At 74.1% G+C, this 8,656-nt stretch carries 6 protein-coding genes; 3 read left to right on the top strand and 3 right to left on the bottom strand.

The window, feature by feature from the left end:
- Window positions 1–206: 206 nt before the first annotated feature.
- A complete protein-coding gene (locus tag E1291_RS35295; RefSeq protein WP_207401107.1) occupies window positions 207–992 on the bottom strand; it encodes an aldo/keto reductase in 786 nt (261 codons plus the stop codon).
- A gap of 114 nt (window positions 993–1,106) precedes the next feature.
- Window positions 1,107–1,982 (bottom strand): FadR/GntR family transcriptional regulator, encoded by an 876-nt coding sequence (locus E1291_RS35290; protein WP_131742404.1) that lies wholly within the window; start codon window positions 1,980–1,982, stop codon window positions 1,107–1,109.
- A 194-nt stretch (window positions 1,983–2,176) separates the two neighbouring features.
- Between E1291_RS35290 and E1291_RS35285 the strand changes: the two genes are divergently transcribed.
- The gene (locus E1291_RS35285) at window positions 2,177–3,616 is read left to right on the top strand and encodes an APC family permease (protein WP_131742403.1); all 1,440 of its coding nucleotides are present in this window, start codon (window positions 2,177–2,179) and stop codon (window positions 3,614–3,616) included.
- Entirely contained in the window at window positions 3,616–4,524 is a 909-nt protein-coding gene (locus tag E1291_RS35280) for an acetamidase/formamidase family protein (protein WP_131742402.1), read from the top strand. The genes E1291_RS35285 and E1291_RS35280 overlap by 1 nt, the downstream gene beginning before the upstream one ends.
- Window positions 4,525–4,542: 18 nt before the next feature.
- Here the strand turns inward: E1291_RS35280 and E1291_RS35275 are convergent, their stop codons facing one another.
- Entirely contained in the window at window positions 4,543–5,214 is a 672-nt protein-coding gene (locus tag E1291_RS35275) for a GAP family protein (protein WP_131742401.1), read from the bottom strand.
- 887 nt (window positions 5,215–6,101) lie between these two features.
- Here E1291_RS35275 and E1291_RS35270 point away from each other — a divergent pair.
- On the top strand, window positions 6,102–8,656 hold a 2,555-nt coding region (locus E1291_RS35270), incomplete at its 3' end, for an ATP-binding protein (RefSeq protein ID WP_131742400.1).

Genomic DNA, 8,656 nt, shown 5'->3' with positions numbered 1-8,656 from the left:
ACCGGGGCCCTCCGGCCGGGCACGGCGGGCGGGAGCGGAGCGGACGCGGCGGCGGCGGTCACCAGGGCGACGGCGGCGGCATGGCCGGAGCGGAGGCGGGGGACGGTGCTCACGCGGGCAACGTCCCCGGCGCGCGGAACGCCCCGTCACCGGTGGGGTGACCGGGCGGTGAACCCGCACGGTCGGACGACCGGCGGGTCGCCGGGTCAGCCGAAGGTCGCGGGGTCGGGGCCGAGCCGGATGCCCTTGTCCAGTTCGGCGAGGGCCTTCATGTCGTCGGTGGAAAGCTCGAAGCCGAACACGTCGATGTTCTCGGCGATCCTGGACGGCGTCGCCGACTTCGGGATGACCACGTTGCCGAGCTGCAGGTGCCAGCGCAGGACGACCTGGGCGGGGGTGCGGCCGTGGGCGGCGGCGACGCGCGCGAGCGCCGGGTCGTCCAGCAGCCCGCGCCCCTGGCCGAGCGGCGCCCACGCCTCGGTGTGAATGCCGTGCTCGCGGTGGAAGACGCGCAGGCCGTCCTGCTGGAAGTAGGGGTGCAGCTCGACCTGGTTGACCACGGGGACGACCTCGGTCTCCTCCAGCAGCCGGCCGAGCGTCTCGACCGTGAAGTTGGAGACGCCGATCGAGCGGACCCGCCCGCCCGCCTTGAGCCACTCGAACGCGCGCCAGGTCTCGGTGTAGGCGCCGCGTCCGGGCGTCGGCCAGTGGATCAGGTAGAGGTCCAGGTATTCCAGGCCCAGCCGGTCGAGGCTGGCGTCGAAGGCCCGCAGCGCGCTGTCGTACCCCTGGTCGCTGTTCCACAGCTTGGTGGTGACGAACAGCTCCTCGCGGGGTACCCCGGAGGCGCGCAGGGCCCGGCCGACGCCCTCCTCGTTCTGGTAGGCGCTGGCGGTGTCGATGCTGCGGTAGCCGAGCTCCAGCGCCGTCCGGACGGCGGTCTCGGCCTCCTCGTCCGGCACCTGGAAGACCCCGAAGCCGAGTTGCGGCATCGCGGTCCCGTCGATGAGGTCAACGTCCGGTACGGTCACGATCTCCGTCCCCCCTGAGCGATGCGCGTCCGGTGCCGATCATGCCCCGGACCGCCCGGCCCAACCCCGGGCGGGTCAGCGGGGCGGGCGGACCCGCTCGGCCAGCCTCCGCATCGCGTCCTCGGTGATCGCGAAGTGGTGCGCGGCGATGCGGCCGGCGGCGGCGGGGTCACCGCGCGTGATCGCCTCGGCCAGCGCGTGGTGGTGCGGCTTGGCCTCGGCGTAGATCTCCCATGTGTAGGGCTCGGCCGACACGCCGAGGCTGACCTCCGACAGCAGCCGCTCGTGCAGCCGGACGAGGCGGGCGTTGTGGGTGGCGCGGGCGACGGCCAGGTGCAGGGCCACGTCGTGCTCGCGGGCCTCGCCGAGGGAGGCGGCGGCGTCGAAGGCGGCCAGCGCGCGGGCGATGGCGGCGTGGTCGGCGGCGCCGGCGCGCTCGGCGGCGGTGCTCGCGATCATGCCCTCGACGAGCCGCCGGTAGTCGAACAGCTCCTCGAACTCCTCCCAGCGCTCCAGCAGCGCGCCCCGGACGGCGCTCGCGCTGGCCTCGCCCCACTCGGCCAGCACGAAGGCGCCGCCGCCGCGGCCGCGCCTGATCTCCACCAGCCCCGATCCGGCCAGCGTCCGCAGCGCCGCGCGCACGCTCTCCCGGCTCACCCGCAGCAGCGCGGCCAGGTCGCGTTCGCTGGGCAGCCGGTCGCCGAGGCTGAACTCGCCGAGCGCGATCGCCGTGGCCAGGCGGTGCGCGACCTGCTCCCCCGTGCCGGCGCGGCGCAGCGGCCCGAGCGGCTCGTGTCCCGGGACGGCCCGTGCCGGCGCGTCGCCCCCGGGCACGTCGCCCCCGGGCGCGTCGGCGCCCGGCAGGTCACCGCCCGGGCCGTCACCGCCCGGCGCGTCCCGGGCCGGAACGACCCGGGACGTCCTGTCACGCTCCAACGCGTCGCGGCCCATCGAACCCGTCCCCCTCGCGCTCCCCGTCGCCGGCGGCCCACCGCGGCTCCCGCACGGAACGATAACTTCGAAGAAAGGTCTAGAACTTAGACCTTTCACCGCCTATTCTCGCATCCGGTCGCGTTCGCGCAGCTCAGCGCCGCGTTCCTGGACGCCCGAGAAGCTCCCGCCCCCTCCGAAAGGCGCGTGCGCAGATGACGACAGCCCGTCCCAGGCCCGGGGCCCCCGACCCGGGTTCCGGCCCCTCCGGCTCCGACGCCGGTTCCGACGCCGGCGAGCGGACGCTCAACTCCTTCGGCTACGCCCAGGAGCTCAAGCGGTCGCTGAGCCTGGCCGACCTGGTGATCTACGGCCTGGTGTTCATGGTGCCGATCGCGCCGTTCACGATCTTCGGTGTCGTGTTCAACGGGTCCAAGGGCATGGTCGCGCTGACCTACCTCATCGGGCTCGTCGCGATGCTGTTCACCGCGCTCAGCTACCGGGAGATGTCGCGCGCGTTCCCGATCGCGGGATCGGTGTACGCCTACGCGGGCCGCGGCATCAACGACAAGGTCGGCTTCCTCGCCGGCTGGGCGATCCTGCTGGACTACCTGCTGGTGCCGACCCTGCTGTACGTGATGAGCGCGGCGGCGCTGACCGCCCTGCTGCCGGACGTCCCGCAGTGGAGCTGGATCATCGTGTTCGTCGTGGTCAACACCGTGATCAACTTTCTCGGGATCGAGTCGACGGCGCGGCTGAACCGGCTGTTCCTGTTCGGCGAGCTGGTCGTGCTGGCGCTGTTCGTCGGCTTCGGCCTCGCCGCGGTCGCGCGCGGTGAGAACGGCGCGCACTTCTCCTTCGACCCGCTGCTGAAACCCGATCTGCTCACCCCCGGGCTGATCTTCGGCGCGCTGTCCATCGCGGTACTGAGCTTCCTCGGCTTCGACGGGATCTCCACGCTGTCGGAGGAGGTCAAGGACGGTGACCGCGGGATCGTCGGCCGCGCGACCGTGGGGGCGCTGTGCCTGGTCGCGGTCCTGTTCGTGGCGCAGACGTGGGTCGCGGCGATGCTGGTGCCCGGCCGCGCCGAGTTCGCCGGGGACGACGCCACCAACTCCGCGTTCTACGACATCGCGTGGATCGCGGGCGGGACGTGGCTGAAGGACACGGTCGCGGTGGCGGCGGCGCTGGCCACCGGCATCGCCAACTCGCTGGTCGCGCAGGCCGCCACGTCCCGGCTGCTGTACAGCATGGCGCGGGACCGCAAGCTGCCCGCCTTCCTCGCGCACGTCCACCCGACGCGCCGCACCCCCGAGCGGGCCATCCTGTTCGTCGCGGCGATCTCGCTGGTCCTCGGGCTGTTCTTCACCGGGCAGATCGACCTGCTGTCGTCGCTGGTGAACTTCGGCGCGCTGTTCTCGTTCCTGATGCTGCACGTCGCGGTGTTCGTGCACTTCAAGCTGCGCAACCGCAGCACCCGCTGGCACCTGCACATCCTCGCCCCCGCCCTCGGCTTCGTGATCATAGGTTCGGTGCTGTGGAACGCCGACGAGCGGGCGAAGATCGGCGGGCTGGCCTGGCTCGCCGTGGGCGCCCTGGTGCTGGTGTTCTACCGGGTGTCCGGACGGGGCACCGACCTGAAACTGGAGGACTGATGCACATCCGCCGAACCGGCGTCCACACCGCCTGGGACAACGCGATCCCGCCGATCGCGAGCCTCGCCCCCGGCGCCGAGGTCACGGTCGAGACGGCCGACGCGAGCGGCGGCCAGATCGGCGCCGGCGCGGACGCCGCCGCCGTGGCCGGGCTCGACTTCGGCCGCGTCAACCCGGTGACCGGCCCGTTCCTGGTCGAGGGCGCCGAGCCCGGTGACGCCCTGGTCGTCGACGTGCTCGACATGACGGTCGGCGACTGGGGCTGGACGGCGAACATCCCCGGCTTCGGGCTGCTGGCCGACGACTTCCCCGACCCGCATCTGCGGGTGTCGGCGATCTCCGGCGGGGTGGCCGAGCCGCTGCCGGGGCTGCGCGTGCCGGTCGTCCCGATGATCGGCACGATCGGGGTGGCGCCGCCCGAGCCGGGCGAGCACTCGATCGTGCCGCCGCGCCGCTGGGGCGGCAACCTGGACATCCGCCACATCGGTCCCGGCGCCCGGCTGGTGCTGCCGGTCGGCGTGCCCGGCGCGCTGCTGTCGCTCGGCGACGCGCACGCCGCGATGGGCGACGGCGAGGTGTGCGGCACCGGCGTCGAGACGGAGGCGGCCGTCCGGCTGCGGGTGGACCTGCGCCGCGGCGCCGCCCCCGCCACCCCCGTCATCGAGACGCATCCCCGCGCGCACCGGACCGGCGCGGCGCTGGCCACCACGGGCATCGGGCCCGACCTGATGCGGGCGGCACGGGACGCGACCCGCGCCCTGGTCGGCGAGGTCGCCGCCCGTACGGGCATGGCCCCGGTCGACGCCTACCTGCTGGCGAGCATCGCCGCCGACCTGAAGATCTCCGAGGTGGTGGACGCGCCGAACTGGGTCGTCTCCGCCCATCTGGAGCTCTCCCTGCTGGGCTGACGTCCGTCGATCCGGCCGTCAGTCGACGAGGCCGCCGATGCCCCGGCCCAGCAGCACGAACCCGATGACCAGCAGCAGCACGAACATGATCGTGGCGTTGTCGTCCCGCAGCCAGCCGCGCAGCTCGTCCAGGGGGCCGCGCATCCGCCCGGGGTCGGCCAGGTAGCCGAGCACGGGCACCGCCACCCCGCATGCCGCGACCAGCGAGAACACCGCGACCGCGACGACCTGCCCGCCGATTCCCAGCTCGCCCTGCGAGATCGCGATCCCGGCCGGGACGAACATCATCACGTTCGTCGGGTTGACGACCGCGAGCAGCAGCCCCCAGATGACCGAGCGGGCGGGGGTGACACCGTCGACCGCCCGCATCCAGGGCGGGACCGTGCCCGGCTCGGGACGCTCCATCCAGTGCCGGACCGCCATCACGACCACCAGCACGCCCAGCAGCAGGATGATCCACGACACCGGCGTCTTCGGCTCGCCGGTGACGGAGGTCATGCCGATGACGTTCGCGATCACGAGCATCAGCACGGTCAGCCCCACGATCCCGAGCAGCCATCCCGCGAGGAATCCCAGCGCCGCCTCGCGCGGACGGGGCGTCAGCAGCATCAGGATCGCCGCGATGATCGGGATCGGGCTGATCGCCACGCCGAGGGTGAGCGGCAGCAGCTCCGCGATGACCTGGCCCACGTCGCCCCCGATCCGGCGCGTCCCGCCCCCCGGGCGCCTCCCCGACGCGGCCCATACCCGTCTCACCAGCACCGACACCTGTCCCGGAACCGCCGCGCGAGGTCCGCGCCGTGGGCACGGCCCCGCGTCGCGCCGGGCGTGAACTTCTCGGGCGGGTGCGTCGTCGTCACGTCGGGTTCTTCTGGTCGAGCGGGCCCACAGGACGGCCGGCGGCCCGGGTGGAGACGGCGCGGCGGCCCGGTGTCCGGGGTGAGCGTCGCCGTGAGCGGGTCGGGGGCGTGCACGGTCCGCCTGACCTGGAGATCATGATCGTCTCCGCGGAGTGATCCGGCGGCCGGGCCGGGCCATTCCACCCAGTGGGAGAAACGGCCCGGCGTGGCGCGTCCCGCGGGTTATGCTCGGCTCGTGCGGGTGCGACGGCCCGTCCCGCGCGCGGGGCCGGTGTTCGCGCACCGCGGCGCGGCCCGCACGTGGGACCCACCCACATTGGAGCAGCTCTTCTTCATGCGCACACTCAATGACCACCAAGTCAGAAAAGTGCTCGCGGCGATGGCCGCGCCGAGCCGCGCCGCCGCCTCCCCGCGGCGTTTCCGCACCCGCCGGCGAGAATGACGCCCGGAGGCCGGGCGACCCCTAATGGTGACGGCCACGGGACGGTTTACCTTCCCAAGGTTGACACGGGGCGCCGGGCGACGGTTGATAGCAGTGGACTGCAAACAGTGAGCAACATGGTCACAGAAACATGGTCACGGAGAAGAACGGCCCCCCGGGGCCGTCCGCGAAGGGGGGCGCGTTGCCCCACCTTAATGATGAATGACCGATAAGGTGAATCTCGCGGATTCTCAAGGAACGGCGTATCGACCGCCTGTCGCTGTTGGGGTGTGGACATGGAGGGTCGTGCGGCCCGCGACGCCGGTGCTCAGCCCGGCAACGCTCCGCTGGTAGGAAGACGGGACGCGCTCGACGCGCTCGATCGCGCCCTCGACGGCGCCGAGGCCGGATTCGGCTTCGTCGCCCTGGTCGGCGAGCCCGGCGCGGGCAAGTCGCGGCTGCTCGGAGAGCTGGCGGACGCCGCGGCGGGGCGGCGGCTGCCGTCGCTGGCCGGGCGCGCCGCCGAGTTCGAGCAGGAGATGCCCTTCGGCGCCGTCGTCGACGCGATCGACGACCGGCTGGAGGAGCACTCCCTGGACCTGCCGCCGGCCGCGCTGCGGCTGCTCGGCACGGTGTTCCCGGCGCTGGCCGACCTGTCGGGCGAGCCGCCCGCCGCCTCGCCGGAGTCGCGGGTGGCGCGCTACCAGCTGCACCGCACCGTCCGGCACCTGCTGGAGAACCTGGCCGACCCGGCCGGGCTCGTGCTGATCCTGGACGACCTGCACTGGGCCGACGACGCGACCGTGGAGCTGCTGGACCACCTCGTCCGGCACCCGCCCCGCGCGCGGGTTCTGGTCGCGGTCGCCTACCGCCCGGCACAGGCGTCGCCGCGGCTGGCGGCGCTGGTCGACGCCGCCGGCCCGCAGGGCGTGCACGTGTCGGTCGACCCGCTCACGCAGAGCGAGGTGGAGGAGTTCCTCGGCCCGGACGTGAGCCGCTCGCGCTGCGAGGCCCTGTACAAGGCCAGCGGCGGGAACCCGTTCTACCTGGAGGCCCTCGCCCGCATGGGGCACGTCGACGGCGTGGCCGCCGACGCGGACGAGGCGGGCCGGCCCGGCTGGGAGAAGGGCTGGGAGCGCGGCGTGGCGAACCTGCCCGAGGTCCCGCCCGCGGTGCGCACCGCGCTGCAGGTGGAGCTGAGCGCCCTGCCGCCGGAGGCGCTGCTGATGGCGCGGGGCGCGGCGGTGGCCGCGGACGTGTTCGAGCCCGCGCTGGCGGCCGTCGCCGCCGAGATGGACCAGGCCGAGGCGCTCACCGCGCTGGACGTGCTGACCGTGCACGACGTGGTCCGCCCGGCGGCGGGCGGCCGGTTCCGGTTCCGGCATCCGCTGGTGCGGCACGTCGCCTACGCCTCGACGGCGGCGGGCTGGCGGTTCGCCGCGCACGACCGCGTCTCGGGCCGGCTGACCGAGGTCGGCGCCCCGGCCACGGTCCGCGCCCACCACGTGGTGCGCTCGGCCCGGTTCGGCGACTGGGGGGCGATCGTCACGCTGGTGGAGGCCGCCCGCGTGGTGGGGCTCCAGGCGCCGGGGACCGCGGCGTTCTGGCTGGAGGCCGCGCTGCGGCTGATGCCCGACGAGCCCAGCGCCGCGCACGCCAAGGGCGCGCCGGACGGCGCGTCCACCGGCGTGCCCGGGAGCGCGTTCCCCGACCGGGTCGAGCTGCTGCTGGAGCTCGCGCACGTGCAGTGCGTGAGCGGCCACGCCGGGGAGGGCCGCGAGACCGCCCGCACGCTGCTGGGCCTGCTGCCCCCCGAGGACACCGTCCGCCGGGCGCGGGCCGTCCAGCTCTGCGCGGTGATGGAGCGCCAGCTCGGCCGCATCCACGAGGCGCGCGCCCTGGTGCTGGACGAGCTGCGCCGCATCACCGACCGGCAGACCCCCGAGGCGGTGCTGCTGCGCGTGCGGCTGGTCGCCGACCGGATCCAGCGGATCGACACCCGCGGGTCGCACGCCGTGATGGAGACGATCCCCACCAGCGCGCCCGGCTGGAGCCCGGGGCTGACGGCGGCGGTCGCGGCGATGCGGCCGATGGTCGCCTACGGCCGCGGGCAGGTGGACGAGGCGATCGCCTTCGCCGAGACCGCCGACCAGCTGTTCTCCGCGGCGGCCGACCACGACTTCGCCGACTGCCTGGACTACCTGCCCTGGCTGGTGTTCGCCGAGACCTTCGTCGGCCTGTACGACTCGGCGCTGCGGCACGTCGAGCGGCTCATCACGATCTCCCGGATCACCGGGCAGAGCTACATCCTCGGCTACATGCTGGCCGGGCAGGCGCGGCTGCTGATCCTGCAGGGGAGCATGGCCGAGGCCCTCACGGTCGCCGAGGAGGCCACCGCCGTCGGCCGGGAGCTGCGCTCCCAGGAGAGCCTGGCCTACGGGCTGACCTACCAGTGCCTGGCGGCGAGCTGGATGGGCGACCACGAGCGGGCGCTGCGCGCCGGCGACGAGGCGGTCGCCAACGACACCGGTTCCGGCGAGTGGTGGACGCACATGGCGCACGTCGCCCGCGCGACCGCGATCATCAACGCGGGCCGCCCGGACGAGGGCGCCGCGGCGCTGATCGACGCGTGCGGCGACGGCAGCAAGGGCCTGGACTTCAGCACCCTGGGGATGTGCGCCGAGACGCTGGCGTGCGTCCGCGCCGCGCAGGACGACGCGGCCGACGCGGGCCGCTGGGCCGACATCGCCGAGGCGATCGCCAACCCGGCGCTGATCGGCGACGTGGGGCTGGCGCGCCTGGCGCGGGCGCACGCGCTGCGCGCGGCCGAGCCCGCCCGGTCGGCGACGCT

This window comes from Actinomadura roseirufa, from assembly GCF_900659635.1.
Taxonomy (GTDB): domain Bacteria; phylum Actinomycetota; class Actinomycetes; order Streptosporangiales; family Streptosporangiaceae; genus Spirillospora; species Spirillospora roseirufa.
The sequence above is the reverse complement of the archived record's forward strand: the minus strand, read 5'-3'. Positions and strand labels throughout refer to the sequence as shown.

What these genes read in the sequence shown, in the direction of transcription:
- E1291_RS35280 (WP_131742402.1), top strand. Translation starts at nt 3,616, where the DNA reads ATGCACATCCGCCGAACCGGCGTCCACACCGCCTGGGACAACGCGATC.
- E1291_RS35285 (WP_131742403.1), top strand. Translation starts at nt 2,177, where the DNA reads ATGACGACAGCCCGTCCCAGGCCCGGGGCCCCCGACCCGGGTTCCGGC.
- E1291_RS35290 (WP_131742404.1), bottom strand. Translation starts at nt 1,982, where the DNA reads ATGGGCCGCGACGCGTTGGAGCGTGACAGGACGTCCCGGGTCGTTCCG.
- E1291_RS35295 (WP_207401107.1), bottom strand. Translation starts at nt 992, where the DNA reads ATGCCGCAACTCGGCTTCGGGGTCTTCCAGGTGCCGGACGAGGAGGCC.